Origin of the sequence: Variovorax sp. V35, from assembly GCF_041154465.1 — a bacterium.
Classification (GTDB): Bacteria; Pseudomonadota; Gammaproteobacteria; order Burkholderiales; family Burkholderiaceae_C; genus Variovorax; species Variovorax boronicumulans.
The window spans coordinates 6,068,219-6,093,835 of sequence record NZ_AP028666.1; the positions used below are offsets into that span (position 1 = coordinate 6,068,219).

Consider the following 25,617-nt stretch of genomic DNA (forward strand, 5'->3'; position numbering starts at 1 on the left):
CATCCCGTAGAGTGCACGCATGATCGAATCCACCACCCTTCGGTACTTCTACGAGGTCGCGGCCTTCGGCTCCGTGCGCGTGGCGGCGGAAAAGCTCTTCGTCGCCCAGAGCGCCGTGAGCCGGCAGATCGCGCTGCTGGAAGACGAACTGGGCGTGCCCGTCTTCGAGCGCCACGCACGGGGCATGGCGCTGACCGCGGCCGGCGAACTGCTGCTGCGCTATGCGCAGGACAACAAGACGCAGCTGGCCGACCTGAAGGGCCAGATCCACGAGTACGAGACGCTGGCCAAAGGCCACGTGCGGGTGGGGTGCGTGGAAGGCATCCTGCACGGCCTGCTCACCAGCTTCATGCCGAGCTTCATCCGCACGCACCCGGGCATCACCTTCTCGCTCGATCTCATGGGCTCGCATGCGGTGGGCGAGTCGGTGGCGGAGCACAAGTACGACCTGGGCATTCTGTTCGGCGCCTCGCCGCGCCCCGACCTCATCGAGCTGCAGAAGATCGAGCAGCCGCTGTGCGTGATCGCTTCGACACAGCATCCCCTGGCACAACAGCGCAGCTGCACGCTCGCGGAAGTCGCCGACGCGCCCCTGGCGCTGCCCGACCGCTCCTTCGGCCTGCGCCAGCTGGTCGACCGCGTCAGCTCCAAAGGCAAGTTCAAGCTGAACATCGCGGTCGAGACGAATTCGCTGTCCTTCGCGAGCCGGCTGGTCGCGGAGTCGGACCTCATCACCTTCCAGCCGAGCGACGTGGTCGCACCGCTGATCGAGGCCGGCAAGGTGGTGGCCATTCCGCTCACCGATGCGTCGCTGCGCTCGGCACGCGCCACGCTGGTCGCGAGCTATTCCCGGCGGCTGTCGCTCGCGGCGAATCACCTGTCGCAGTCGCTGATCGCCTACATGCAGGGGTGGCAACGTCCCGTGAAGCCGGGGCGCGCCACCGCCGCTCGCACGCCCGCCAGGGGAAAGCCGGAGTAGTCCCCGCGCGCGGGATCGTCGGCATCGAAAGGTTCAACCCGGCAGCGTGACCGTGATCATCTTGATCTCGGTCATCGCCTCCAGCGTGTGCATGCCGCCCAGCCGGCCGATGCCGCTCTTCTTGCCGCAGCCACCGCCAAAGGGCAGGTGGATTTCCCACCAGGTGGTGCCCGCATTGATGTTGACGATGCCTGCGGGAATCGCCTTGGCCAGGGCGATGCCGCGGCCGATGTCTTGTGTGAAGACGCCCACCGAGAGGCCGTAGTCGTTCTGCAGGGCCAACGCCAGGGCCTGGGCTTCGTCCTGGAAGGCGATGACCGGCACGACGGGGCCGAAGGTTTCTTCCCGGCACAGCCGCATGGCGGGCGTGACGTCGCGCACCACGGTGGGCTCGAAGAAGAGGTCGCTGCCCAGGTCCGGCCGCGCGCGGCCACCGCACAGCACGCGCGCACCCTGTTCAACGGCATCGTCCACATGCGCGCGCACCTTGGCCGCCACCTGGGCGTTGTTGAGCGGCCCCATGGTCGTCGCGGGATGCAAGGGGTTGCCCAGCACCTGCTCGGCGGCCCGGGCGACCAGCTTGTCGCAGAGGCGGTCGACCACGCTGGCATGGGCCAGCACGCACCCCGTCGCCGCGCACACCTGCCCCGCATTGAAGAACGCGCCGCCCGCCGCCGCAGCGGCTGCCGCATCGAGGTCGGCGTCCTCGAAAACGATCACGGGCCCGTTGCCTCCGAGCTCGAGCAGCAGGGGCTTTCCGGCACCTCGCTCGGCGATGCGCTGGCCCGTCGCGGTGCTGCCGGTGAAGGCGATGGCGGTCACGTCCGGGTGCACAACCACCGCATCGCCCACGGTCGCGCCCTCGCCGATCACCAGGTTGAGAACGCCTGCGGGCAGGCCGGCCTTTTCGATGACTGCCATCAGCGCGCAGGCCACGAGCGCGGTGGACGGCGCTGGCACCCAGACGAGGGTGTTGCCGGTGGCGATGCCGGGGGCGAGGTACTCCACCGGAATGTTGACCGGGAAGTTCCAGGGCGTGATGACGCCATACACGCCGCGCGGCTGCCGCAGCGTCATGACGAGCTTGCCCGGGTCTTCCGCCGGCAGCGTCTTGCCGCCCATCTGCTTGACGAGTTCGGCGGCAAGCCGGAAGCCGTCGGCGGCCTTGGCGACCTCGCCCAGCGCCTCGGCCAGGACCTTGCCCTGCTCGCACGACAGCGTGTGTGCGAGGGCCTCGCGCGCGGCATCGATCCCGGCCGCGATCGCCATGCACATCGCCGCGCGCTCGAACACAGGCGTGGCGGCCCACGCGTTGGCAGCGGCCTTGGCGGCGGCGACCGCCTCGTCCGCCGTCTCGCGGCCCGAACGGGGCACCGTGGCGAGGGTGTCGCCGTTGGCCGGGTTGACCACTGGCAGGGTGTCGACGGTGGTCGACCAGCACCCGCCGATGTGGTTGCCCGTTTCGACTTCGGACATGCAATGGTTGCGCATGGCCTAGCCGTACGAATACGCGATCGACGCGGCATGGCGCTGGCCGTCACTGCCGCCGGCACGCGCGTCCACGCTGGACGCGGACGGCCTGTACCCGGCCGGCGCCGGGGCCGCGACGCCCACATGGCGCTCGGTCTGTGCATCGAAGCAATGGGTCGACGCGGCCTCGCGGACCTGCAGGTGCACGAGGTCGCCGGGCTTGAGGGCCACGCGATCGTGCACGGACACGCACCAGGGCGTCTCGCTGCCCGCCACGGTGCCGTAGATCTGCGTCTTGTCGCCCGTCGACTCCGTGAGGATCACGCGCAGCGCCAGGCCCTCGGGGGCCAACTGCAGATGCTCGGGCCGCAGCCCCAGCAGCACGTGCTGTCCATCGGCCAGCAGGGGCGTGCACCCGGACGTGGGCAGGTCCCAGCTCTGGCCGTCGGGCAGCGCGAGCCAGGTGCGGCCGTGTGCGCGATGCACCTGCCCCTGCGTGAAGTTCATGGCGGGCGAGCCGATGAAGCCCGCCACGAAGCGGTTGACCGGGCGGTCGTAGAGCTCGAGCGGCGCACCGACCTGCTCCACCCGGCCGGCACGCATCACGACGATGCGGTCGGCCATGGTCATGGCTTCCACCTGGTCGTGCGTGACGTAGACCATGGTGTTGCCCAGGCGCTGGTGCAGGGCCTTGATCTCGGCGCGCATCTGCACGCGCAGCTGCGCATCCAGGTTGGACAGCGGCTCGTCGAAGAGGAACAGCGCGGGCTCGCGCACCACGGCGCGGCCCATGGCCACGCGCTGGCGCTGTCCGCCCGAGAGCGCGCGCGGCAGGCGGTCCAGGTACGGCGTGAGGTTGAGCAGGCTGGCGGCCTTCTCGATGCGCGGGCGGAAGTCGCTTTCGGCTTCGCCGCGCGTGCGCGGGCCGAAGGCGATGTTCTCGTAGACCGACAGGTGCGGGTAAAGCGCATAGCTCTGGAACACCATCGAGATGTTGCGCTTTTGCGGCGACAGGTCGTTGGCGCGCGCGCCGCCGATGCGCAGCTCGCCGCCGCTGATGGGCTCCAGCCCCGCGATCATGCGCAGCAGCGTCGACTTGCCGCAGCCCGAAGGGCCGACGAGCACGACGAACTCGCCGTGGGCAATGTCCAGGTCGATGCCGTGCACGACGGGCACGCCGGCGAAATCCTTGCGCAGTTGCTTGAGTTGAACCTGAGCCATGGGGTCTCCTTGTCTTTATGGAAGTGAGTCGCCGGCTCAGTAGTCTTCGACCGTGATCTCGCGGGCCATCGGCAGGATGCCCGCCATCAGGCCCGCGTCCACCGGCAATGCCACGCCCGTGATGACGCGCGCGGCGGGCGACGCCAGGAAGAGCACGGCATCGGCCACGTCGTCCGGTGTCGCGAAGTCTCCCAGCGGGTACCACTTCTTCAGCTGCTCGAACACCTGCGGGTTCTTGTCGGCCCGCGCCTGCCAGGCGGGCGTCTTGACGGTGCCCGGCAGCACGATGTTGGCGCGGATGCCGTAGGCGCCCAGCTCCATGGCGAGCGAGCGGGTGTAGCTGACCAAAGCAGCCTTGGCCGCGCTGTAGGCCGGGTGGCCGAGCGTGGTCAGCGCGTTGACCGAGCCGATGAGCACCAGCTGCCCGCTGCGGCGCTCGACCATGGCGTGGCGCACCGCCTCCACGCAATGGAACGCGCCGTTGAGGTTGAGCTGGATGTCGGCCTGCCAGTCCTGCGGCGTGGTCTTGCGCACCGTCGGCCCGCGCGCGGCGCCCACGTTCGACACCAGCACATCCACCGGGCCGACAGCCGCAACGGCCGTGGCCACCTTGTCGCACAGGCCAGCGCAGTCGGTGACGTCCGCCACCAAAGGATGCAGCCGCGCCAGGTCGTCGGCACTCACGCCCTGCCCGGCCAACACGGCCGCCAGGCCTTCCAGTGCGCCCGCGTCGTGGTCCAGCGCGATCAGCCGGTCACCGGCCTGCAGCACGCGGCGGCACAGGGCCTGGCCGATGCCGCCCGCGGCGCCCGTGACCAGCGTCACGCGCCGGGACGGCGCGTGGGGATGAACCGAAGACGAAGTCGAAATTGATGTGTCCACGCAATGCGCCCTGTGAATTGCCAATACCTCTCCCGACCGGGCGGCAATGAATTACCGCGCGCAATTCGAGCTCGAATTTTGAAGCGTACAGGACGCCACCAGAATTTGTCCTTCAATATTTCGCAGGCAGGGTTCTGTTTTTTAGAAATCGAGGGTTAGCTCTATCTATGGCGCCATTCGACCGACTCGTAAGATAAAAAGCGAAAGCATTGATCGCAGCAGATCCCGACGTGTATTCAATTAATTTTCAATCACTTCACGAGGAATTAAATATGAAAAAACAAAATGCAACTCTATTGGCAGGCGCAATTCTTCTGGGTCTTTCCTCCCTCACGGCTCAGGCGGGAAATATCCGCATCGCCATGTCCAGCTACAGCGACAACACGCGCCCCTGGCTGGAGGCGCTGGCCCGGGACTACGAAAAGGCCAACCCGGGAGACAAGGTCAAGGTCGAGGTGGGAAGCTGGGAGAACATGCAGCAGAAACTGCAGGCGGAAATCGCCAGCAACAACCCGCCCGACCTGGCCCACGTCGCGACCCGCTGGGTCGGCGATTTCGTGAACGACGGCCTGGTGGAGCCGGTCGACAATTACGCCAATGCGGCGTTCAAGGACCAATTCATTCCGGCCTTCCTGAAAGCCGGCAATATCAACGGAAAGCCTTACGCCCTGCCTATTGCAGCCAGCGTGCGCGCCATGTTCTATAACAAGGACATGCTGAGCAAGGCGGGCTTTCCCAATGGCCCCAAGACCTGGGACGACGTGATTGCCGCCGCGAAAAAGATCAAGGCCACGGGGGCCTACGGCTATGGCATCCAGGGCAAGGACCTGGATACCGACACTTATTTCTACTACGCGCTGTGGAGCATGGGCGGCGACGTGCTCGATGCGGGCAACAAGGCCGCCTTCAATTCGCCGACCGGCGTGAAAGCCGCCACGCTCTACAAAAGCATGATCGACCAGGGCCTGACCGAGCCCGGCGTGGCCGGCAACACGCGCTACGACCTGCACAACCTGTTCAAGCAGGGGCGATTGGGCATGGTCATTTCGCTGCCGCCGCTGGCCAAGGAAATCGCCAAGGACGCGCCGCAACTGAAATACGGCATCACCGGCGTGCCCAATGGCGGCAAGGACATCACCTTCGGCGTGACCGATTCGATCATGATGTTCAAGACCTCGAAGAACAAGGAAACCGCCCAGAAATTCCTGAACTTCATGTTCTCGAAAACCGCGCGGCTGAAGTTCGACCAGGGCGAAGGCTTCATGCCGGTGACGCGCGAGGTGGCCAACGACCCCGTGTTCAAGGACGACCCGGTGCTCTCCGAGTTCGTGACCCTGCTGCCCAACGCGCGCTTCGCCCCGCTGGTCGCCGGCTGGGAAGACTCGGCGCAGGCCGTCACCAACGCGCTGCAGGCCATCTACCAGGGCAAGGCGGAACCGAAGGCGGCGCTGGACAAGGCCGCGGCCGAAGCCAACACCAAGCTCAACAAGAAATAAGCGAGCAAGCCCCGGGGCGCAGCCGCCGGGCTGCGCCGCCTTCCCGCGTGTCGCACCACGCCCAACCACGCCCATCCGATCGAATTGCCCTATGCAGAATCCTGTTCGAGGCCCTGCCCTGGCTTGGGGGCTGATTGCGCCGAGCCTGTTGCTCACCCTCTTCATCCTGGCCTATCCGCTGTCCACCCTGGTGTTCCAGTCGGTGCACGACATCTCGCGCTTCGGCCTGTTGCGGGCCTTCAACGGCCTGGACAACTTTCGCACCGTGTTCACCGATCCGGTGTTCGCCCATGTGGTGTGGCGCACGGTGCAATGGACGGTGTGCGTGGTCGGTGGCGCGGTGCTGTGCGCTGTGCCGATCGCACTCATCCTGCAGCAGGATTTCTATGGCCGGGGCGTGGCGCGCACTATCGTGATGCTGCCCTGGGCGGTGTCGCTGACCATGACGGCCATCGTCTGGACCTGGTCCTTCAACGGCCAGTACGGCATGGTCAATGCGAGCCTCGCGATGGTCGGGATCATCCGGGAGCCGATCAACTGGCTGGCCGATGGGCAGCTGGCTTTCTGGGTCGAGGTGGGCGTGGGCATCCTGGTGTCCATCCCCTTCACCGTCACCATCTTCCTGGGCGGGCTGTCGTCGGTGTCGCAGGACATCTACGAAGCAGCCGGCATCGAAGGCGCATCGCGCTGGCAGCAGTTTCGCCGGCTCACGCTGCCGCTGCTCAAGCCCTTCATCCACATGGCGATCGTGCTGAACGTGATCTACGTCTTCAACTCGTTCCCCATCATCTGGATCATGACGCAGGGCGGGCCGGACAACGCCACGCACATCCTCGTCACCTGGCTGTACCAGCTGGGCTTCCGCCTGGGCCGCCCCGGCGAGGCAGCCGCCATTTCGCTCGTGATGCTGGCCTTGCTGCTGGCCTTCACCGTGTTCTACCTGCGCCTGCAGAAGCGCCAGTCCGCGAAGGCCGCCGCATGATCCGCCCCGACAAACTCGTGCGCAGCCTCTGGTGCTGGCTGCTGCTCGCGCCGCTGGTGGCCGTGGTCGTCTTTCCGCTCGCGGTGATGTTCTTCACGGCGCTCAAGCCGGCGTCCGAGATCTACGTCTATCCGGCGCGCTGGCTGCCGCAGCAGTGGCAGTGGAGCAACTTCTCCGCCATGTGGACCCAGACCGGGTTCGGGCGCGCGCTGCTGAACAGCCTGCTGGTGTCGCTCTGCGCCACGGTGCTGACGATTGCCGTCAGCGTGCCTTCCGCCTATGCGCTGGCGCGCCTGAAGTTTCGCGGCCAGGGCGGCTACCGGCAGTTCCTGCTCATCACGCAGATGATCTCGCCCGTGCTGCTGGTGGTGGGCCTGTTCAAGATGGCGGCCAGCCTGCCCTGGTTCGAGGGCGGCAACATGACCGACTCGCGCCTGTCCGTGGTGGTGGCCTATGGTGCCTTCGGCATTGCCTTTGCCGTCTGGATGATGACCTCCTACTTCGAGACCATTCCGCGCGACCTGGAGGAGTCGGCCTGGCTCGAAGGCTCGGGCCCGGTGCGCACGGTCTGCAAGGTGTTCCTGCCGCTGGCCTTGCCGGCCATGGCGGTCACGGCGCTGGTCACCTTCGTCAATGCCTGGAACGAGTTCGCCGTGGTCTACACGCTGATCCGCTCCACGGAGAAGCAGACGCTGACCGTGCTCGTCACCAACATGGTCGCGGGCCAGTACGTGGTGCAGTGGGAGCTGGTGATGGCCGCGGCGATCTGCGCCGTGGTTCCGGTCGCCATTTTGTTTGCGTGGATGCAGCGCTACATGGTGCAAGGCCTGACCGCGGGCTCGGTCAAATAGCGACCGCAGCGGCATCACAGCCCGCTGCTACCCGCTGCGCCCGCCCCCTTCGAATAATGCGGCGACGGCCGGCGCGCACCCTGCGCCGACCGGTTTCGCTACACCTCATCCGAAGGAGACAAACCCGATGGCTCGCAAGATCCTGATGCTCTGCGGCGACTACGCCGAAGACTACGAAACCATGGTGCCGTTCCAGACCCTGCTGGCCGTCGGCCACACCGTGCATGCGGTGGCGCCCGACAAGAAGGCCGGCGACTGGGTGCACACCGCCATCCACGACTTCGAGGGCGCGCAGACCTACAGCGAGAAGCCGGGCCACCGCTTCACGCTGAACGCAACCTTCGACGAGGTGCGCCCCGAGGCCTACGACGCGCTCGTGATCCCCGGCGGCCGCGCGCCCGAGTACCTGCGCATGCACAGCCGCGTGGTCGAGATCGCGCGCCACTTCCTCGCGACCGACAAGCCGGTGGCCGCCGTCTGCCACGGCGCGCAGCTGCTCGCGGCCACGGGCCTCATCAAGGGCCGCAAGGTGTCGGCCTACCCGGCCTGCCAGGTCGAGGTGGAACTGGCCGGCGCCGAGTACATGGGCATCCCGGTCGACCAGGCGGTGACCGACCGCAACCTCGTCACCGCACCGGCCTGGCCGGCGCATCCGGCGTGGCTGTCGCAGTTCCTGGTGGTGCTGGGCACCCGCATCGAACACTGATCGGACGGAAGTGCGTGGGCGGCGCTACAGTGCCGCGTCGCCCCGATTCATTCAGCCTCTCAAGGAGATGGCCCATGTGCGAAGTCTTCATCAGCGCCGATCCGCAAAGCTACGACGCGCGCACGCGCTCGGTGCGGCTGCACGGCGTGGTCACCAGCATCCGGCTCGAGAACCTGTTCTGGCAGGTGCTCGAAGAGATCGCGCAGCGCGACGGCATGGCCGTGGTGCAGCTCATCGAGCGGCTGTACGACGAGCTGGTGGCGGCGCGCGGCGAGGTCGGCAACTTCGCGTCGTTCCTGCGCGTGTGCGCGCTGCGCTACGAGGCGATGGTGGCGCAGGGACGGATTCCGGCCGACACGTCGGTCGCGATCCGCTCGCTCGATGCGAACGCCGTGCTGCATGAACTGCCGCAGGGTTGGGGGCGGCCGTCGCCTGCACAGCCGTCGGGCGAGGCCCGCGTGCACACGCTCCACACCGCCGCGCGGCGGCATGCGTAGACGCCGCCCTTGCGCGCCCCTTCACGAGATCACCAGCGCATCTTCACGCCGACGCTCGCGTTCACCCCGCTCTTGATGCGCGAGTCGCCGCCGGAGCCCGACCACAGCTTGCCCAGCTCCACATACACGCTCGTGTTCTCGGCCACCTGCAGCGTGGCCCCCGCCGCCAGCTCGGTGCTGCTGCCGCCGGTGCGCGTCGCGATGTCGGTGAAGCCGGCCGGGCCGACGAAGCGGGTGACGTCGGTGCCGCGGCTGCTGCGGTGGAAATTGACCCGCACATAAGGCTGCAGCACCCCGGCGCTGGTGACGAACTCGCCCTTCACGCGCACGCCGGCGCGTGCCCGCCAGCCGTTGTGGCTGTTCTGCTGCACGAGCGCGCCGGAGATGCCCGTGTCGCCCAGGCTCACGCGCTGGTGCACCAGCTGCACCTGCGGCTCGAGGGTCCAGTTCTGCGCAATGGGAATCGACTGCCCCACCTCGATGGACGCCAGCAGGCTGTTGCCCTTGCCGCCCCGGGAGAAGCCCAGCGTGGGCCTGGCGGTGTAGCGGTGGCGCCCGGCCTGCAGCACGCCGTCGACGTACACGCCGCTGGCGTGCTTCCAGGTGGCATAGGCGCCCAGGTATTCGCTCTTCTGGTTGTTGGTGCCCACGCCGAGGTTCGCCAGGCCGCTGGCAAAGCCGTTCACGCGCATGTCGCCGTCGAGCTGGCCGACGTACACGCCCGCGTGCCAGTCGGGGTTGGCCCACAGGTCGGTGCCGGCCTGGAAGCCCGTGAGGCGCCCCTTGCTCGTGGGGCTCACGGTGCCGCCCTGCGCGATGGTGCGGTCGGTGCTGATGATGCGGCCCCAGGCCTCGCGGTAGCCCTGCGTGGGCTTGGCCGGGTTTGCGCCCGCTACAAGGTCCTCACCCATGCGCAGGCGCCTGTTGCCGAGCATCGCGAAGCTGGACTGGCGCAGCTGCTCGGGCAGCGCGGCGTACAGCGGCACTTCGGCGCGGTAGGTGGGCACGGCGAGCACGGGCACGACGCCGGTGCCGCCAGTGCCCGAGCCGCCACCGCCAGCAGGCGGCGTGACGGGCGGGACAGGCGTCACGGGTGTCACGGGTGTCACGGGTGCAGCGGTCGAGCGCAGGTACCAGTTCTCGCCCGCGCCGGCGGCATCGGCCGCATGCAGCCGGTACTCGTAGGCGCCCGCATCCACGTGCGTGCCGGTCAGCACGAACGCGCTCTTGGTCGTCTGCGCGGTGGTGGTCGCGCCGTTGAGGGCGCTGATCACCTCGATGCCGTTGCCCGTGGTGAGCGCGCCCAGGCCGCCCAGGTTGGTGATCTGCACATTCGTCGTGCCGCTGGCGACGGCGGTGGCGCCGCTCAGGATGAGCCGGTCGCTCGCGCTCGCGCTGCCGCCCAGCGCGGTCCCCAGCCGCAGCGTGCCGCCGTTGCCCACCCACGGGCCGTTGACGGTGAGCGTGGTGCCCGGCACCGCGCCCACCAGCGAGACGGTGCCGCTGTGGGCCATCGATGCGAGGGTCTGGCTGTTGCCCGCCAGGTCGAGCGTCGCGCCGGTGGCCACGGTGAAGGGACTCGCGCTGCTGAGCACGTTGACAGCGCCCGCGCGCAGGGTGCCCGCCGCGACGTTGGTGGCGCCCGAGTGGGTGTCGGCACCGCTCAGCGTCAGCACGCCCGCGCCGATCTTCACGAGATCGCTGGCGCCGGAGATCGCGCCGGTCCACGTCAGGGCGTTCCCGTTGGTGTCGATGGTGCCCGTGCCGCCCAGCAGCAAGGCGTTGCTGACGCTGAGGCCGCCGGCGCCCGCGATGACGCTGGCGGTGGCGCCCGCGCCGATCGAAATCGCGCCCGTCATCGACGAGCCGGTGTTCAGCGTGAGGCTGTTGGTGCCGCCCGTGAATGCGACCGCCGCGGCGCGCGTGACGCCGTCGCCGCCCAGGCCGCCCGAGATGGTTCCGCCGTTGGTCAGCGCGAGGTTCGCGCCCGTCACCCCGACGCCGCCCACGCCGCTGGCACCGCTCGGTCCGCCGTTGCTGTTCGCCCCGCCGACGCCGCCCGCCCCACCGGCGATGGTGCCGGTGTTGGTGAGGGTTGCGCCCGCGCCGGTCGACGCGAGGCCCGCCCCGCCGTCGCCGCCGCCGCCCGGTGAACCGGTGCCGCCCGCACCGCCGCCGGCCGCGCCGCCCGCGCCCCCGGCACCGCCCGTGATCGCGCCGGAGTTGCTGACCGTGACCGCGACGCCCGCCAACGTCGCGCCGATGCCCCCTGCGCCGCCGCCGCCGCCCGAGGCGTTGGAACGGGCGGGCGCCAATTCGGCCCCGCCGGCGCCGCCCGCCCCGCCCGTGAGGGGACCGGTGTTGGTGAAGCTGAGCCCCGGGTTGGTCGCGTTCAGGTAGAACCCGCCGCCCCCGCTGCCACCGCCGCCGCCCTGCGAGAAGGCGTCGCCGCCCTTGCCGCCGGCGGCGCCCGTGGAAGATCCCGTGGCCGTGTAGCTGCCGAGCGGGCCGCTGAGGATCGAACCGTAGCCGCCGGCACCGCCGCCGCCCGCGGCCCAGTACCCGTTGCCGCCCGCGCCACCGATGCCGCCGGTGTAGCTGTCGGACGAATTGGCCACGTTGTTGGCGATCGACATGCCCTGGAAGCCACCGCCGCCGCCCCCGCCGTAGCCGTTGCCGTTGGCCGCGTCACCGGTCTGCGCCTGGCCCGCGCCGCCGGCGTCGCCCTGGAACGCACCAGGACCGGTGGGCGTGCTGGCCGCGCCGGCCGCGCCGCCGGTGCCCGGCGTGGCACCACCGAAGCCGCCGATGCTGGCGTTGGCGCCCGCCGTGACGCCGCCCGGCGTGGACGATCCGCCCGCGCCGCCGAAGGCGTTGACCGTGGTGTCGTTGAGCCCGCCGCTGCCGCCCGTGCCGTCGCTGCCGCCGGCGCCCCCGTTCAGCGACGTGTCCCCGACCGGCTGGCCGCCCGCGCCGCCGGCCGCGAGCACCGGCACGACGCAGACCCACAGTGCTGCCGTTGCCGCCGCTGCAGCCACCGCGCGCACGCCGCCCCCGCTGCACGATCGCGCGTGGCCGCGCGCGATTTCCGGCGCGGCCACCCAGGTGCCGGCGGTGGGACTCCACAGGGTTCGGAAGATCTTGTTCATGACTCAACTCCCTCTTCGTTCACTGACTGAGCAGGTGGACCTCCGTGTGCAGCAGCAATGGCTTGCTCCTCCCCACGGCGACGATTTCGGATTTACAAGTCAAAAATGTAAGAACGGGTGCCGGTTACGCGTATCCCTGCAAGGGGCTACCCTGAAACGGGAGCGGCCGCCCCATGCGGGGCCACTCCGCCTCTGTCAGGCCCTTCGGTAGACGGTCTACCCTGTCGCGTATCCATACGTAACATGTGACTTTTGGACAGCACAATCTCTCGCCCTGGGCGCGACGCCCAAAAGAAAAGGCACCCTCGCGGGTGCCTTGTTCGTTGCGGATGCGCCCGGGGCGCGCGCTGTCAGTCCAGCGACACGTTCGCCTTGCGGATCACGTCGGTGAAGCGCTTCGTTTCCGTCGCCACGAACTGGTCGAACTGCGGGCGCGTGGTGGGGAACGGCTCGTAGCCGAAGCTCTTGAACTTCTCCAGCACGTCGGGTTCGGCCAGGCCCTTCTCGATGTCGCGCTTGATCTTGTCGGTCACCGAAGCCGGCAGGCCCTTCGGCACGGCGATGGCGTTCCAGCCGATGACCTCGAAGCCCTTCGGGCCGCCCGATTCGCTCACGGTGGGCACGTCGGGGAAAGCGGCCACGCGCTGGGGCGCTGCCGCTGCCAGGAAGCGCAGCTTGTTGGCGCGTTGCAGCGGGCCGGCGGTGGCGCTGCTGCCCAGTGCAAAGGCCAGCTCGCCGGTGGCGACCGAGGTGTACAGCTGCGTGGTCTCCTTGTAGATCACGTGCTCCATCTGCGTGCCGGTGGCCGACTCGAACAGCTCCGAGCCCAGGTGCACCGGGTTGCCGACCGACCATGAGCCGTAGTCGAGCTTGCCGGGGTTGGCCTTGGCGTCGGCGATGAGGTCGCCCACGGTCTTGTACTTGCTGTTGGTCGCGACGGTGAAGAAGAAGTAGGTCTTGAACAGCGGCAGCAGTGCGTCGAAGTCCTTCGATGCGTCGTAGGGCAGCTTCTTGAACAGCGCCGGGTACGCGGCCAGGTGCACGTTGTCCAGCACGATGATGTCGTGGCCGTCTTTCGCACCGCGCTTGAAGGCGTCGATGGCGATGAAGCCGTTGCCGCCCGGGCGGTTCTCGACCACCACCGGCTGGCCCCAGGCGCGCGAGAGCTTGTCGGCCACGAGGCGGGCCACGCCGTCCGGACCACCGCCGACCGGGAACGGCGTGATGATGCGCACGGGCTTGGTCGGGAAGGCTGCAGGTTGTTGCTGTGCCGAAGCGGTCAGCGGCAGCAGGCCGCCGGCGGTCAGGGCCAGCACGGCCGCTGCGATGGCGCGGCGCGAAAGCGACGAACGGAAAAAGGACATGAGGGAAGTCTCCGGTTTGATGAATCGTTGATGGGTGGGAAGCGGTGCGTCGCCGCTCAGTCGACCGACGCGCCCGAGGCCTTGACGATGCCGGCCCACAGCGCGCTTTCCTTCGCGATGAGCGCGGCATAGTCGGCCGGCCCGCCGAGCAGCGGCACGGCGCCTTCCACGTCCAGGCGCGACTGGAACTCGGCGCCACCCGCCACCTGCAGCATCTGCGCCGACAGCGTCTTCACGAACGCGTCGGGCGTGCCGCGCGGCGCGAGGATGCCGTAGGTGAGCGTGCTCTCGAAGCCCGCGAGTTCGCGCAGGCCCGACTCGGCCACGGTGGGCACGTCGGGCAGCGACGGCAGGCGCTTGGCGCCCGTGACGGCAATGGCGCGCAGGCGCCCGCCCTTGACCAGCGCGAGCGCGGGCGGGATGACGCTGAACATCATCTGCACCTGGCCGCCCGCGAGGTCGGTGAGCGCGGGGTTGGTGCCCTTGTAGGGAATGTGATTGATCTTCGTGCCGGTGCGCTGCGCGAAGAGCTCGCCCGTGAGATGGCCGCCCGTGCCGCTGCCGCTCGAGGCGTAGTCGAGCAGGCCGGGACGCACCTTGGCCTCCTTGACGAGGTCGGCCACGCTGCGCACCTTCGAAGCCGCGGGCACCACGAGCACGAGCGCGGACGACGCGAACATGGCCACGGGCACGAGGTCCTTGCGGGCGTCGAACTTCAGGCCCTTGTACAGCGTCGGGTTGATCGACACGGTGCCCGTGTGGCCCAGCAGCAGCGTGTTGCCGTCGGGCGTGCTGCGCACCACCTGCTCGGTGCCGAGGTTGCCGCCCGCGCCGGGCTTGTTGTCGACGATGACGCCGGACTTGCGCACCTCGCCCAGGCCCTTGGCCATCTGGCGAGCGAACACGTCGTTGCCGCCGCCGGCCGCGAAGGGCACGACGATGCGGATCGGCTTGGCATCGCTCTGCTGCGCATGCGCCGGCAGGCCCGCTGCTGCCAGCAGGCCCAGCAGCAGCTCGCGTCGGGCGAGCGTCATCAGACGCGTTCCAGGATCACGGCAATGCCCTGCCCCACGCCGATGCACATCGTGCACAGCGCGTAGCGGCCGCCGCCCTTGTGCAGCTGGTTCACCGCGGTGGTGGCCAGGCGTGCGCCGCTGGCGCCGAGCGGGTGGCCCAGTGCGATGGCGCCGCCGTTGATGTTCACGCGCGCGTCGTCGTCCTTCAGGCCCAGCAGGCGCAGCACGGCGAGGCCTTGCGCGGCGAAGGCTTCGTTGAGTTCGATGACGTCGATCTGGTCGAGCGTGAGGCCGGTGAGCGCCAGCACCTTCTGCGTGGCGGGCGCCGGGCCGATGCCCATGATGCGCGGCGCGACGCCGGCCGTTGCCATGCCGACCACTCGGGCGCGCGGCGTGAGACCGTGCTTGGCGGCGCTGGCTTCGTCGGCCAGCAGCAGCGCGCAGGCGCCGTCGTTCACGCCGCTGGCATTGCCGGCGGTGACGGTGCCGTCGGGGCGCACGATGGGCTTGAGCTTGGCCAGCGCCTCCAGCGTGGTGTCACGCGGATGCTCGTCCTTGTTGACGATGAGGGCGTCGCCCTTCTTCTGGGGCACGCTCACGGGCACGATCTCGGCGTCGAAGAAGCCGGACTTCTGCGAGGCCACGGCGCGCAGTTGCGAGTTGAGCGCCATCAGGTCTTGCGCTTCGCGCTCGATCTTGTAGTCGGTCGCCACGTTCTCGGCCGTCTCGGGCATCGAGTCGACGCCGTACTGCGCCTTCATGAGCTTGTTGACGAAACGCCAGCCGATGGTGGTGTCGTACACCGCGTTGTTGCGGCTGAAGGCGCTCTCGGCCTTGGGCATGACGAAGGGCGCGCGGCTCATGCTTTCGACGCCGCCGGCGATCATCAGGCCGGCTTCACCGGCGCGGATGGCGCGAGCCGCGGTGCCCAGTGCATCGAGGCCCGAACCGCACAGGCGGTTGATGGTGCCGCCGCCCACTTCGATCGGCAGGCCCGCGAGCAGCGCCGACATGCGTGCGACGTTGCGGTTGTCTTCGCCGGCCTGGTTGGCGCAACCGTAGAGCACGTCGCTCACGGCCTGCCAGTCGACGTTCTTGTTGCGCTCGATGAGGGCGCGCAGCGGCACGGCGCCGAGGTCGTCGGTGCGCACGCTGCTGAGCGAACCGCCGTAGCGGCCGAAGGGGGTGCGGACGGCGTCGCAGATGAAGGCTTGGGTGGTCATGTGAGTTGTCTCTCTCTGATGGCTTGGATGGGATCAGGCGGCGATCGGAAGGCCGACCAGCGTCTCGAGTTCTTCGCGGCTCAGGCCCTCGACGGTGTCGACGAGCTTCAGGCCCTGCGGCGTGCACTCGAGCGTGGCGAGGTCGGAGTACACGCGCTTGACGCAGCCGATGCCGGTGAGCGGATAGGTGCACTGCTGCACCAGCTTGCTCGCGCCCTGCTTGGTGAGCAGATCCATCATGACCCACGTCTGCTTGGCGCCGATGGCCAGGTCCATCGCGCCGCCGACCGCGGGAATGGCGTCTTTCTCGCCCGTGTGCCAGTTGGCGAGATCGCCGGTGGCCGACACCTGGAACGCGCCGAGCACGCAGATGTCGAGGTGGCCGCCGCGCATCATCGCGAAGCTGTCCGAGTGGTGAAAGAACGAGCCGCCCGGCAGCAGCGTGACGGGCTGCTTGCCCGCGTTGATGAGGTCGTAGTCTTCTTCGCCGGCCTCGGGCGCGGGGCCCATGCCGAGGATGCCGTTCTCGCTTTGCAGGATGACCTCGCGGCCCTGCGGCAGGTGGTTGGCCACCAGCGTGGGCTGGCCGATGCCGAGGTTGACGACAGCGCCGTCGAAGATGTCCTGTGCGACGCGGGCTGCCAACTGATCTTTGGTGCGACGGGTGTATGCCATGGTCATGCTGCCTTCTTGAAGCCACCCGCTTGCGTGGCGACACGTTCGATGCGCACCACCTGGTGCACGAAGATGCCCGGGGTCACGATGCTCTCGGGGTCGAGGGTGCCGAGTTCGGCGATGTCGTGCACGGTGGCGACGGTCTTCTTCGCCGCCATGGCCATCACCGGGCCGAAGTTGCGCGCGGCCTTGCGGTAGACCAGGTTGCCCCAGCGGTCGCCGCGCTCGGCCTTGATGAGCGCCACGTCGCCGTGGATGGGGTACTCGAGCACGTACTGCACGCCGTCGATCTCGCGCGTTTCGCGGTTGCCGGCCAGTTGCGTGCCGTAGCCCGTGGGGCAGTAGAAGGCGCCGATGCCGGCACCCGCCGCGCGGATGCGCTCGGCCAGGTTGCCCTGGGGCACGAGCTCGAGCTCGATCTTGCCGCTGCGGTACAGGCCGTCGAACACCTGGCTGTCGGCCTGGCGCGGAAAGCTGCAGATGATCTTGCGCACGCGGCCGGCCTTGAGCAGCGCCGCCAGGCCCGTCTCTCCGTTGCCTGCGTTGTTGTTGACGACCGTGAGGTCCTTGGCGCCCTGCTCGACGAGGCCGTCGATGAGTTCGCCTGGAATGCCGGCGGTGCCGAAACCGCCGATGAGCACCGTGGCGCCGTCTTGGATGCCTGCCAGGGCATCGGCGACCGAGCGCGCGATCTTGTTGATCATGAAGCCTGTCTCCGGGAGTGAAGAAAGAAACCGAACGGTCCGAACACCCTGCCGAATTCACGAATCCTCGTGAATCGCAATTTGTTCGTCTAAAGAACTTTTGTTCGTATAATGAATTTTAGAGAGGATCGCTCGCCATGGCAACCCACCCCGTTTCCGTCACTTCCACCGCCGACACGCCCGCCCCCGGCGACAGCTACGTGCAGTCTTTTGCGCGCGGCCTGCAGGTGATCCGCTCGTTCAGCGCGAGCGCGCCGCACCAGACCCTGAGCGAGGTGGCGGCCAGCAGCGGACTCACACGCGCGGGGGCGCGGCGCATTCTTCTCACGCTGCAGACGTTGGGCTATGTGGTGACCGACGGCAAGCTCTTCACGCTCACGCCGCGCATCCTCGACCTGGGCTTTGCCTACCTGTCGTCGATGCCGATCTGGAACCGCGCCGAGCCCGTGATGGAGGCGCTGGTGCAGCAGGTGCAGGAGTCCTGTTCGGCCGCCGTGCTCGACGCGACCGACATCGTCTATGTGCTGCGCGTGCCGACGCAGAAGATCATGCGCATCAGCCTGGGCGTGGGCTCGCGGCTGCCGGCGTACTGCACCTCGCTGGGCCGCCTGCTGCTGGCCGATCTCAGTGACGACGAGGTGCGCGCGCGCCTCGAGGCCTCGAACCTCGAAGCACTGACCAAGCACACCGTGACCGACATCGACGCGCTCATGGCCAAGGTGGCCCAGGCGCGCAAGCAGCAGTGGTGCCTGGTGAACCAGGAACTGGAAGAAGGCCTGATCTCCGTGGCCGCGCCCATCGTGAACCGGCAGGGCCGCATGGTGGCCGCGCTGAACATCAGCGGACAGGCGAACCGCACGAGCGCGAAGGTGATGCAGGAGACGATGCTGCCGGCGCTGATCGATGCGGCACGGCAGGTGTCGGCGCTGCTGTAGCCGCAGCGCGATCGCTCCGGCGCTGGCTCAGGCCTCCGAACGGATGCCTTTCATGAGGATCACGCCGCCCAGCCGCGTGGTGTCAGCGCGCATGCGCTTGGCCAGCGTGTCGGGCGAACCGGGCTGCGCCTGCCAGCCGGTCTTGAGCAGCTCGCCGCTCACCTCGGGCGAACTGATCACCTCGACCAGCGCGGCGTTCAGCCGGGCCACGGCGGCCGGCTTCATGCTCGCGGGCGCGGCAAGCGCGGTCCAGATCTCGAGGTCGGCGCCGCGCACGTCGGCGTCGCGGATCGTCGGCAGCTCGTTGACCAGCGGGCTGCGTTCGGGCGAGGTCACGCCAATGGCCTTGAGCTTGCCCGACTTCACGTGCGGCATCGCCAGGCCCGGCGGCAGCAGCGCCAGTTGGATCTCGCCCGCGAGGATGCCGGCGATCACCTGCGGGTTGCCGGTGTAGGGCTTGTGCTGCGCGGTGATGGCCGCGCGGCTCTTGAGCAGCTCCATGCCCAGGTGGCCCACGGTGCCCACGCCCGGCGTGCCGTACTTGCCGGCGCCGCCCAGGTTGCGCACCCACAGCAGCAGGTCGGCCGCAGACTTGCCCGTGGCGCTGCCCGACACCACCAGCACCAGCGGCGCGGTGCCGATCAGGCCGATGGGGGCGAAGTCTTTCTCGGGGTCGAAGTCGAGCGAGGGGTTCAGCAGCTTGGCGATCGTGAGGTTCCCGTTGATCAGCGCGCCGACGGTGTGGTCGTCCGTGGCCTTGGCCACTTCGGCAGCCACGAGGTTGCCGCTGGCGCCGGGCTTGTTCTCCACCGTCACCGGCTGGCGCAGGAGCTTCGAGAGCGGCTCCGCGATGGCGCGCGCCGCCAGGTCGGGCGAGGCACCGGCCGGAAAGCCCACGAGGATGCGCACGGGCTTGGTTGGCCAGGCGGCATCGCCGCCTGCCGCGCGCTGGGCCCACGAGGCCGGCGTGAACAGCGAGGTGGCAATGGCTGCAGCGCCGCCTTCGAGCAGGCGGCGTTTGGTGATCTTCAAAACGGACTCCGGAGGGTTGGAAAAATCAGGGTAAACACGTGCATTTTGCTTACGAGACGTTACATGATGATGCTGCAGCGCACAAGTTCGGCACAACTGTGAATAGGGCCATCGCAGGGCTCCGTCAGCTTGGTATCCAGAGGTGACGGGCGCATTTACAATGCCTGCCGCATTCCCCTTCCCCACCAACGAGGTCTTGTCCGCAATGCCCAAGAGCCCCCGGCCTCGCGCCCGCTTCAGCTTCCCCCCCACCGTGCGCGCCCTGTTCCTGGCCGTTGCGGCCTGCGGCGCCGCGCTTCCCGCGCTGGCCGCGACCGAGCACGAAGAGGTCGACCGCCTGATGCAGTCCGGCAAGCTCGACGAGGCCATGACCAAGGCCGAGGCCTTCCTCAAGGACAAGCCGCGCGATCCGCAGATGCGCTTCCTGAAGGGCGTGATCCAGCTTGACACCGGCAAGCGCGCCGAGGCCATCGCCGCCTTCACCCAGCTCACGCAGGACGCGCCCGAGCTGCCCGAGCCGTTCAACAACCTCGCCGTCATCTACGCGAGCCAGAACCAGTTCGACAAGGCCCGCAACGCCCTCGAAAGCGCCATTCGCACCAACCCCAGCTACGCCACCGCCCAGGAAAACCTCGGCGACGTGTACGCGCGGCTGGCCAGCCAGGCCTACAGCAAGGCGCTGCAGCTCGACCAGAACAACACCGCGGTGCAGCCCAAGCTGGCCGTGATCCGCACGCTCTTCACCGCTCCGCCGGCGGCCGGCTCGAAGGGCTCGACGCTGGTGGCTTCGGCCACGACGACGCCTGCACCCGCACCGGCTGCGAAGGCTCCCGCCCCGGCACCTGCGCCCGCACCGGTCGCCAAGGCACCTGCTCCGGCACCCGTGCCCGCTCCTGCGCCCGTCGCCAAGGCCCCGCCTGCGCCCGCGCCGGCACCCGCTGTCGCGCCCGTCGCGCCGCCCGTCAAGGTGGCCGCAGCGCCCGCGCCGGTCGCCAAGACGCCTGAACCGGCACCGGCACCAGCGCCTGCTGCAGCCCCGGCGTCCACCGCCGAGATCGAATCCGTTGTGCGCGGCTGGGCCTCGGCCTGGGCCAGCCAGGACATGGACCGCTACCTCGCCGCCTACGGCAGCGACTTCGTGCCCGCCGGCGGCCAGAGCCGCAAGGCCTGGGAAGAAGACCGCCGCGCGCGCATCGTCGGCAAGTCCAGCATCAGCGTGAACCTCGAGAACCTCGCGATCAAGGTCGACGGACAGACCGCCACCGCCAAGTTCCGCCAGATCTACCGCGCCGACAACCTCAACATCGCGAGCCGTAAGACGCTCGAGCTGCAACGCTCCGGCAACCAGTGGCACATTCGCAAGGAAAGCGTCGGCGGCTAGTGGCAGACATCGTCCGGCACGGCCGGCTTCAGACCCTCCCGTTCCCGCTGCGGAGCGGGAAGCTGCTCGCGGCCTTGACGGCCGCTTCTGCGCTCCTGCTGGCCACGCCCAGCGCCGCGCTCGCAGCCAACAACAGCAACAGCTCCAGCAGCAAGTCGGCCAACACCAAGACCAGCGGCACCAAGGCCGCCAAGGCGGGCGGCAGCCGGGCGTCCGCCAAGGAAGCCCGAGGCGCCAAAGCCGGCAGCGGCGCCAGCAAGACGCAGTTGCAAGCCAAGGGCAAGCGGTCCGCCGTCGCGGCAGACAACGCGGGCGCCACGCGCCCGGCCCGCAAGACCGCCAGAACCGCCGCGCCGCTGCAGGAAGCCAGCGGCGCCGAGGCCCGCCTGATCGGCGTCTACGAACTGTTCGGCCGCGGCAAGACCCGCGAGGCCTTGGCCAAGGCCCAGACCCTCGTGCGCGACCACCCGAACTTCCAGCTCGCGCAGCTCGTGTACGGCGACCTGCTCGCAGCGCAGGTGCCGCCGTCGAACGCCATGCCCGACACCGCTGGCATCGCGCGCCTGCGCGGCAACCCGGCCATGGTCGAGCTGCACGAGGAATCGCGCCGCCGCCTGCAGGCCCTGCGCGAACGCCCGCCCGCCGGCACCGTGCCCTCGCAGTTCCTCACCCTCTCGACCCGCAGCCGCTTCGCCATTGCCGTCGACGCCTCGCGCTCGCGGCTGTACCTGTTCGAGAACTCCGACAAGGGCCTGAAGCTCGTTGCCGACTACTACATCTCCGTCGGCAAGTCGGGCACCGACAAGGCCGTCGAAGGCGACGCGCGCACCCCGCTGGGCGTGTACTACATCACCAGCAGCCTCGACCCGCGCTCGCTGAAAGACTTCTACGGCGCCGGCGCCCTGCCCATCAACTACCCCAACCCGTACGACGTGCGGCGCGGCAAGACCGGCAGCGGCATCTGGCTGCACGGCACCCCGCCCCAGCAGTTCGCGCGGGCGCCGCTGGCCAGCGACGGTTGCGTCGTCATGGCCAACCCCGACCTCAAGCAGCTGCTGCGCAAGGTCCAGATCGGCGCCACCCCCGTCGTCACCGCGCGCAGCCTGCAATGGATTTCGCAGCCGCAGGCCGAAAAAGAAACAAAGAAATTCGCCGATTCAATTACCGCCTGGAAAGACGCGCGCGCCAGCGGTAATGAAGCGCAATTGAAAAAATTCTATTTGCCGGATTTCCAGCGCGCCAGCCGGAAACCCGTCGACGCCGATGCGGTACTCCGCGACGAATTGACTTACGCACAAGGTAAACGAGTGCAAATCAAGGACACGTCGTACCTGCACTGGCGCGACACCGAGGACACCATGGTCGCCACCTTCGGCGAGGTGTTCGAGGGCGAGAAGAACGGCCGCACCCGCCGCCAGTACTGGCTCCGCCAGGGCGGCGAGTGGAAGCTCTTCCACGAAGAAATCCTCGGCTGAGCCCACATCACCGAAGGGGTCTCGGCCCCAAAAGTGTGATTTATTGCCCAAACGGAGCCGCCTTGTCGAGTGTTACAAATTGCACTCCTAGGTACCGCGCTACGTAACACGTAACGGGCATGTTCCCGTAACGCTCAACTTCCGGACGTTCCCACGCCCGTAACGTGCTCCCCTCGTCCATGCAAGGCTGCATGCGGTTTACAGAGGGAAACGAACATCTCCAGACTGTGAATAAGTGACCTTTTCTGCCCTGTTGTGGTGGCCGAACGAGGCTGGCCGCCTTCCTGCTTTACCCCTCCGAGTAGCACATCCGGGACTCGATCCGGTGTGTTTCTCCTGTTGATACACGGAGTTACGCTGTATAACATCCACCGTGCCAGCCTTTGTTAACACTTCCTTTCAGGAGATCACCATGCTTAGTTCTATTACTCGTTTTCTGCGCGATGAAGAAGGTGCTACTGCAATTGAATATGGAATTATTGCGGGGCTGATTTCGGTTGTCATGATTACGGCGATTACCGGCACCGACGGGATTGGCAAGAAAGTCGAAGCCCTCTGGATCGATATCAAGGCAGCCCTCCCAGCAGCCTGACGACCAGACAAAGCAATGACATCGGTGTATTTGATGTGGTTGCTCTTCGTCATCGTCTATGACCTGAGGCAGCGCCGCGTCCCCAACTGGCTTGTGCTTGCAGGCGCTTTTTCAGCGCTTGCAACACTCGCGTTGGGCGTGGGGCCGCCCGGGCAAGATTGGCCCATGGCTCTGCTTGGTGGAGCAATCGGCTTCGGTTTTCTGCTTGTTTTCTACGCTTTCGGTCTGATGGGGGCAGGCGATGTGAAGTTCGCTGGTGCTCTCGGTCTGTGGGTAGGCCCGTGGGCCCTGATGCCAATCTGGATCATCGGCAGCCTGCTTGGTGGCCTGCATGCCGTGCTGTGGCTTGGCCTTCGGCGTTGGCCCATTTCCCAGCGGGCTTCGCTCATGCTTTTCGGGCCGTCGCAAATCCCCACCGACTCAACACCCACTCGGGTGCGCTTCATTCCTTATGCGGCCTACCTTGCACTGGCCGCTGCGATATGGATGGTTTGGGGTCGACAGAGCGGGTAAGCACTTCCCGCCACCACGAGTTGTTCATTGATAGCTCCTTGATTGCCCTGAAACGCCACCATGATCAACCTCACCAAAATCATCGCTGCCATCCTCGTGCTTCTGGCGCTTGCGCTCGGAGGCTACGCGTGGATGCTCAGCCGCAAGGCCCCTCCGCCCGCCATGCCAACACCGTCGGCCGCGGCAAACCCAAGTAAGACTCCTCAGGCACAGACCTTCCCCGTCGTGGTTGCCGCGAAGGCCTTGCCCGCAGGGCAACCTATTCCCCTGGATGCACTGCGCGTCGAACGCCTGCCGATCAACCCCGCAGGCGCCTTCCAGGAAACGGCACCACTCGCCGGTCGGGTCCCCGTGATCGACCTCGGTGAGGGCTCCCCGCTTCTGCAGGGCCAACTGGTGTCCGGGCTTGCATTGCGCGTGACCGAAGGTGAACGTGCTATCGCGGTCAAGGCCGATGAGACAACGGGAGTTGGCAACCGGGTCCAGCCCGGCGACTTCGTCGATGTCTTCCTGATGCTCAAGTCCGATGGCAAAGACATCGATCGCAGCCAAGCCCGCCTGCTGCTGTCTCGCAAGCGCGTCCTCGCTTACGGCACCGCGTCCGTAGACGGACTGCCCTCCAAGACGGACAAGAATGCCGGCGCACAGGCGCAGCGCCCCGAAGCAGTCAGAACTGCCGTGCTTGCCGTGCCCGTGGAGGACATCAACCGGCTGACTCTCGCCGAAAACAGCGGTCGCCTGCTGTTGGCGCTTCGCAATCCCACCGACATGTCCGAGCCCGACCCGAAGCTGTTCGCCGACCTGCCTCCAGCTCTCCAGCCCGTGCTGCCCAAGGGTGGAGATTCGCGCCGCACTCCCCTCGAAGGCCTGGACCGCGCGCAGGCGGGGGTGACCACGGCCGATTTCGTCACCGGTGGCAAGCCCGGCGCAGTGCGGTCACCGGCCTCGGTGGGCGCGACGCGCCCGACGGCTCGCGCCGCAAGCCCCGGCGGCGGGCTCAAGGTCGAAGTCATCCGCGGCGACCGCAGCGAAACCATCAACTACTGACCCGATCAGCCATGCGCGCCAAGCCCATGCATGCCTTGCAGGAAACGAACACCATGACGCTCGCCCCTCGCGCGAACACACACGGCCCGGCGCATCCCTTGCGCCTGGCAATCGCGGGGCTGTGCCTGCTGACACCGAGCGTCTGGCCCGTCGCCTCCGCAGCGGCAGACGTCGATGCAGGCGGCTCGTCACGCCCTGCGCTGCAACTGCGGATGGACGCAGGGGCACAACGCGAACTGCTGATTGCCAAGGGCATCGACCGCATGGCCATCGCCGACGAAACGGTCGCCGGCGTCGCCGTGACGCGGCAGTCACCGAACTCGCCCGCAGCCCGGCTGATCGTGACAGGCAAGGCAGGGGGCAAGACCACGCTCATGGTCTGGGAAAAGGGTCAGTCGAACGCGACGGTCTACGCGCTTGAAGTGCGGCGGCGCGCCCCCACCGTGACCGGCTCACTCAACAGCATGGATGCTCATCAGGAGGCCCGCGATGCAGCCATGGCCAGCACGGGGGAAAAACCCACCCTGATCGATCGTTCGATCGTGAACGTGCGAAGCAACACGGTGCAGGTCGAGGTCAAGATCGTCGAGTTCAATCGCAGCGTGCTCAAGCAGGCCGGTCTCAACATCTTCAGCACCCGAGCCAACTCCAATGGCTTCAGCTTCGGCGTGTTCACGCCCGCGTCTCTCAAGACGGTGTCATTTGCACCCACGGGTGGACTCAGCGGTGAATACAACAACCCGCTCGCACAGGCTTTCAGCCTCCTGTTCAACTTCGGCAAAGCGGGCATCGGCCTCAATGTCGGCTTTCTCGAAGGCAACGGCATGGCTCGCGTCCTCGCAGAACCTACGCTCGTGGCGCTGTCGGGCCAGAGCGCAAGTTTTCTCGCGGGTGGCGAATTGCCGGTTCCGGCACCGCAGGGCCTGGGCACCACGAGCATCGAATACAAGCCCTTCGGCATCGGCCTGACCCTCACTCCCACCGTGCTGTCCAACGACCGCATCGTGCTCAAGGTCGCGCCCGAAGCAAGCGACCTCGACTACACCAACTCACTCAGCGTCGGCGGTGTTGCCGTTCCCGCCATCAGCACGCGCCGCGCCGACACGACCGTTGAACTCGGCGACGGCGAGAGCTTCATCATCGGCGGCTTGGTCAGCCGCACGACCACCTCGAATGCAGACAAGGTCCCGCTGCTCGGCGACATCCCCGTCCTGGGTACGTTCTTCAAGCAGACCAAGTACCAGATGAGCGAGAAGGAACTGGTCATTCTGGTCACGCCGCATCTCGTGAAACCCATCGCGCGTGGCACGGAGCTTGGCCCTTATCTGCCAGGCGGTGCAGAACAACGCGACGGCCCCGTCTGGCGCGCTCATCTGCTGGGACCGGCATCGGGAACGGCTGTCCCGGGCTTCTCGCGCTGATACGCC

Annotated in this window: 23 protein-coding genes; 13 read left to right on the plus strand and 10 right to left on the minus strand. The window is 67.8% G+C overall.

From position 1 onward, the window contains the following. Positions 1–19 precede the first annotated feature (19 nt). Positions 20–979, plus strand: coding sequence for a LysR family transcriptional regulator (locus ACAM42_RS27975; protein ID WP_062481526.1), 960 nt, complete (start codon positions 20–22; stop codon positions 977–979). Between the two features lie 33 nt (positions 980–1,012). Here ACAM42_RS27975 and ACAM42_RS27980 read toward each other — a convergent pair whose 3' ends face one another. The 3 genes from ACAM42_RS27980 to ACAM42_RS27990 are packed head-to-tail and all read right to left on the minus strand — an operon-like array spanning position 1,013 to position 4,540. Beyond that, positions 1,013–2,455, minus strand: coding sequence for an aldehyde dehydrogenase (locus ACAM42_RS27980; protein WP_369630100.1), 1,443 nt, complete (start codon positions 2,453–2,455; stop codon positions 1,013–1,015). A gap of 18 nt (positions 2,456–2,473) precedes the next feature. Next, positions 2,474–3,670 carry an ABC transporter ATP-binding protein gene (locus ACAM42_RS27985; RefSeq protein WP_369630101.1) on the minus strand — a complete coding sequence of 399 codons (1,197 nt, stop codon included), beginning with the start codon at positions 3,668–3,670 and terminating at the stop codon, positions 2,474–2,476. Between the two features lie 36 nt (positions 3,671–3,706). After that, on the minus strand, positions 3,707–4,540 hold the full coding sequence (locus ACAM42_RS27990) for an SDR family oxidoreductase (RefSeq protein WP_369632812.1): 834 nt from the start codon (positions 4,538–4,540) through the stop codon (positions 3,707–3,709). Between the two features lie 221 nt (positions 4,541–4,761). Between ACAM42_RS27990 and ACAM42_RS27995 the strand changes: the two genes are divergently transcribed. The 5 genes from ACAM42_RS27995 to ACAM42_RS28015 all read left to right on the plus strand — a co-directional run bounded on the left by ACAM42_RS27995 (position 4,762) and on the right by ACAM42_RS28015 (position 9,084). Beyond that, complete coding sequence (locus ACAM42_RS27995; protein WP_369630102.1) at positions 4,762–6,048, plus strand: sugar ABC transporter substrate-binding protein; 1,287 nt, start codon at positions 4,762–4,764, stop codon at positions 6,046–6,048. A 91-nt stretch (positions 6,049–6,139) separates the two neighbouring features. Continuing rightward, positions 6,140–7,030, plus strand: coding sequence for a carbohydrate ABC transporter permease (locus ACAM42_RS28000; RefSeq protein WP_062481532.1), 891 nt, complete (start codon positions 6,140–6,142; stop codon positions 7,028–7,030). After that, positions 7,027–7,881 (plus strand): carbohydrate ABC transporter permease, encoded by an 855-nt coding sequence (locus ACAM42_RS28005; RefSeq protein ID WP_070062655.1) that lies wholly within the window; start codon positions 7,027–7,029, stop codon positions 7,879–7,881. The genes ACAM42_RS28000 and ACAM42_RS28005 overlap by 4 nt, the downstream gene beginning before the upstream one ends. A 127-nt stretch (positions 7,882–8,008) precedes the next feature. Next, a complete protein-coding gene (locus ACAM42_RS28010; protein WP_159272943.1) occupies positions 8,009–8,587 on the plus strand; it encodes a DJ-1/PfpI family protein in 579 nt (192 codons plus the stop codon). A 74-nt stretch (positions 8,588–8,661) separates the two neighbouring features. Next, positions 8,662–9,084, plus strand: coding sequence for a ribbon-helix-helix domain-containing protein (locus ACAM42_RS28015; RefSeq protein WP_369630103.1), 423 nt, complete (start codon positions 8,662–8,664; stop codon positions 9,082–9,084). Between the two features lie 29 nt (positions 9,085–9,113). Here ACAM42_RS28015 and ACAM42_RS28020 read toward each other — a convergent pair whose 3' ends face one another. The 6 genes from ACAM42_RS28020 to ACAM42_RS28045 all read right to left on the minus strand — a co-directional run bounded on the left by ACAM42_RS28020 (position 9,114) and on the right by ACAM42_RS28045 (position 17,215). Then, complete coding sequence (locus tag ACAM42_RS28020; protein WP_369630104.1) at positions 9,114–12,233, minus strand: autotransporter outer membrane beta-barrel domain-containing protein; 3,120 nt, start codon at positions 12,231–12,233, stop codon at positions 9,114–9,116. A 350-nt stretch (positions 12,234–12,583) separates the two neighbouring features. Then, the gene (locus tag ACAM42_RS28025; protein ID WP_095948087.1) at positions 12,584–13,597 is read right to left on the minus strand and encodes a tripartite tricarboxylate transporter substrate binding protein; all 1,014 of its coding nucleotides are present in this window, start codon (positions 13,595–13,597) and stop codon (positions 12,584–12,586) included. 56 nt (positions 13,598–13,653) lie between these two features. Next, positions 13,654–14,631 carry a Bug family tripartite tricarboxylate transporter substrate binding protein gene (locus tag ACAM42_RS28030; protein WP_369630105.1) on the minus strand — a complete coding sequence of 326 codons (978 nt, stop codon included), beginning with the start codon at positions 14,629–14,631 and terminating at the stop codon, positions 13,654–13,656. Beyond that, entirely contained in the window at positions 14,631–15,836 is a 1,206-nt protein-coding gene (gene pcaF / locus ACAM42_RS28035; RefSeq protein ID WP_062482451.1) for a 3-oxoadipyl-CoA thiolase, read from the minus strand. The genes ACAM42_RS28030 and pcaF overlap by 1 nt, the downstream gene beginning before the upstream one ends. A gap of 33 nt (positions 15,837–15,869) precedes the next feature. Continuing rightward, on the minus strand, positions 15,870–16,517 hold the full coding sequence (locus tag ACAM42_RS28040; RefSeq protein WP_062482449.1) for a 3-oxoacid CoA-transferase subunit B: 648 nt from the start codon (positions 16,515–16,517) through the stop codon (positions 15,870–15,872). After that, positions 16,514–17,215, minus strand: a complete 702-nt coding sequence (locus ACAM42_RS28045; RefSeq protein WP_369630106.1) for a 3-oxoacid CoA-transferase subunit A — start codon at positions 17,213–17,215, stop codon at positions 16,514–16,516. Before ACAM42_RS28045 ends, ACAM42_RS28040 begins: the two co-directional genes overlap by 4 nt. A 137-nt stretch (positions 17,216–17,352) precedes the next feature. On the opposite strand from ACAM42_RS28045, the gene ACAM42_RS28050 reads away from it, so the two are divergent. Further along, positions 17,353–18,150, plus strand: a complete 798-nt coding sequence (locus ACAM42_RS28050; RefSeq protein WP_369630107.1) for an IclR family transcriptional regulator C-terminal domain-containing protein — start codon at positions 17,353–17,355, stop codon at positions 18,148–18,150. Between the two features lie 27 nt (positions 18,151–18,177). On the opposite strand, the gene ACAM42_RS28055 is transcribed toward ACAM42_RS28050, so the two are convergent. Next, positions 18,178–19,182, minus strand: coding sequence for a Bug family tripartite tricarboxylate transporter substrate binding protein (locus tag ACAM42_RS28055; protein WP_369630108.1), 1,005 nt, complete (start codon positions 19,180–19,182; stop codon positions 18,178–18,180). A gap of 205 nt (positions 19,183–19,387) precedes the next feature. Between ACAM42_RS28055 and ACAM42_RS28060 the strand changes: the two genes are divergently transcribed. From ACAM42_RS28060 to ACAM42_RS28085, 6 genes are all read left to right on the plus strand, one after another. Further along, positions 19,388–20,563, plus strand: a complete 1,176-nt coding sequence (locus ACAM42_RS28060) for a tetratricopeptide repeat protein (RefSeq protein ID WP_369630109.1) — start codon at positions 19,388–19,390, stop codon at positions 20,561–20,563. 74 nt (positions 20,564–20,637) lie between these two features. Further along, complete coding sequence (locus ACAM42_RS28065; RefSeq protein ID WP_369630110.1) at positions 20,638–22,038, plus strand: murein L,D-transpeptidase family protein; 1,401 nt, start codon at positions 20,638–20,640, stop codon at positions 22,036–22,038. Positions 22,039–22,450: 412 nt separating this feature from the next. Then, positions 22,451–22,630: a Flp family type IVb pilin gene (locus ACAM42_RS28070; RefSeq protein ID WP_082818239.1), complete on the plus strand. Its 180-nt coding sequence runs from the start codon at positions 22,451–22,453 to the stop codon at positions 22,628–22,630. A 15-nt stretch (positions 22,631–22,645) separates the two neighbouring features. Beyond that, positions 22,646–23,143 carry a prepilin peptidase gene (locus ACAM42_RS28075; protein ID WP_369630111.1) on the plus strand — a complete coding sequence of 166 codons (498 nt, stop codon included), beginning with the start codon at positions 22,646–22,648 and terminating at the stop codon, positions 23,141–23,143. Positions 23,144–23,203: 60 nt separating this feature from the next. Continuing rightward, positions 23,204–24,190, plus strand: a complete 987-nt coding sequence (gene cpaB / locus ACAM42_RS28080; RefSeq protein ID WP_369630112.1) for a Flp pilus assembly protein CpaB — start codon at positions 23,204–23,206, stop codon at positions 24,188–24,190. Between the two features lie 11 nt (positions 24,191–24,201). Continuing rightward, on the plus strand, positions 24,202–25,611 hold the full coding sequence (locus ACAM42_RS28085; protein WP_369630113.1) for a type II and III secretion system protein family protein: 1,410 nt from the start codon (positions 24,202–24,204) through the stop codon (positions 25,609–25,611). Positions 25,612–25,617: the final 6 nt, after the last annotated feature.

What these genes read in the sequence shown, in the direction of transcription:
- ACAM42_RS27975 (WP_062481526.1), top strand. Translation starts at nt 20, where the DNA reads ATGATCGAATCCACCACCCTTCGGTACTTCTACGAGGTCGCGGCCTTC.
- ACAM42_RS27980 (WP_369630100.1), bottom strand. Translation starts at nt 2,455, where the DNA reads ATGTCCGAAGTCGAAACGGGCAACCACATCGGCGGGTGCTGGTCGACC.
- ACAM42_RS27985 (WP_369630101.1), bottom strand. Translation starts at nt 3,670, where the DNA reads ATGGCTCAGGTTCAACTCAAGCAACTGCGCAAGGATTTCGCCGGCGTG.
- ACAM42_RS28000 (WP_062481532.1), top strand. Translation starts at nt 6,140, where the DNA reads ATGCAGAATCCTGTTCGAGGCCCTGCCCTGGCTTGGGGGCTGATTGCG.
- ACAM42_RS28005 (WP_070062655.1), top strand. Translation starts at nt 7,027, where the DNA reads ATGATCCGCCCCGACAAACTCGTGCGCAGCCTCTGGTGCTGGCTGCTG.
- ACAM42_RS28010 (WP_159272943.1), top strand. Translation starts at nt 8,009, where the DNA reads ATGGCTCGCAAGATCCTGATGCTCTGCGGCGACTACGCCGAAGACTAC.
- ACAM42_RS28015 (WP_369630103.1), top strand. Translation starts at nt 8,662, where the DNA reads ATGTGCGAAGTCTTCATCAGCGCCGATCCGCAAAGCTACGACGCGCGC.
- ACAM42_RS28020 (WP_369630104.1), bottom strand. Translation starts at nt 12,233, where the DNA reads ATGAACAAGATCTTCCGAACCCTGTGGAGTCCCACCGCCGGCACCTGG.
- ACAM42_RS28025 (WP_095948087.1), bottom strand. Translation starts at nt 13,597, where the DNA reads ATGTCCTTTTTCCGTTCGTCGCTTTCGCGCCGCGCCATCGCAGCGGCC.
- ACAM42_RS28030 (WP_369630105.1), bottom strand. Translation starts at nt 14,631, where the DNA reads ATGACGCTCGCCCGACGCGAGCTGCTGCTGGGCCTGCTGGCAGCAGCG.
- pcaF (WP_062482451.1), bottom strand. Translation starts at nt 15,836, where the DNA reads ATGACCACCCAAGCCTTCATCTGCGACGCCGTCCGCACCCCCTTCGGC.
- ACAM42_RS28040 (WP_062482449.1), bottom strand. Translation starts at nt 16,517, where the DNA reads ATGACCATGGCATACACCCGTCGCACCAAAGATCAGTTGGCAGCCCGC.
- ACAM42_RS28045 (WP_369630106.1), bottom strand. Translation starts at nt 17,215, where the DNA reads ATGATCAACAAGATCGCGCGCTCGGTCGCCGATGCCCTGGCAGGCATC.
- ACAM42_RS28050 (WP_369630107.1), top strand. Translation starts at nt 17,353, where the DNA reads ATGGCAACCCACCCCGTTTCCGTCACTTCCACCGCCGACACGCCCGCC.
- ACAM42_RS28060 (WP_369630109.1), top strand. Translation starts at nt 19,388, where the DNA reads ATGCCCAAGAGCCCCCGGCCTCGCGCCCGCTTCAGCTTCCCCCCCACC.
- ACAM42_RS28070 (WP_082818239.1), top strand. Translation starts at nt 22,451, where the DNA reads ATGCTTAGTTCTATTACTCGTTTTCTGCGCGATGAAGAAGGTGCTACT.
- ACAM42_RS28075 (WP_369630111.1), top strand. Translation starts at nt 22,646, where the DNA reads ATGACATCGGTGTATTTGATGTGGTTGCTCTTCGTCATCGTCTATGAC.
- cpaB (WP_369630112.1), top strand. Translation starts at nt 23,204, where the DNA reads ATGATCAACCTCACCAAAATCATCGCTGCCATCCTCGTGCTTCTGGCG.
- ACAM42_RS28085 (WP_369630113.1), top strand. Translation starts at nt 24,202, where the DNA reads ATGCGCGCCAAGCCCATGCATGCCTTGCAGGAAACGAACACCATGACG.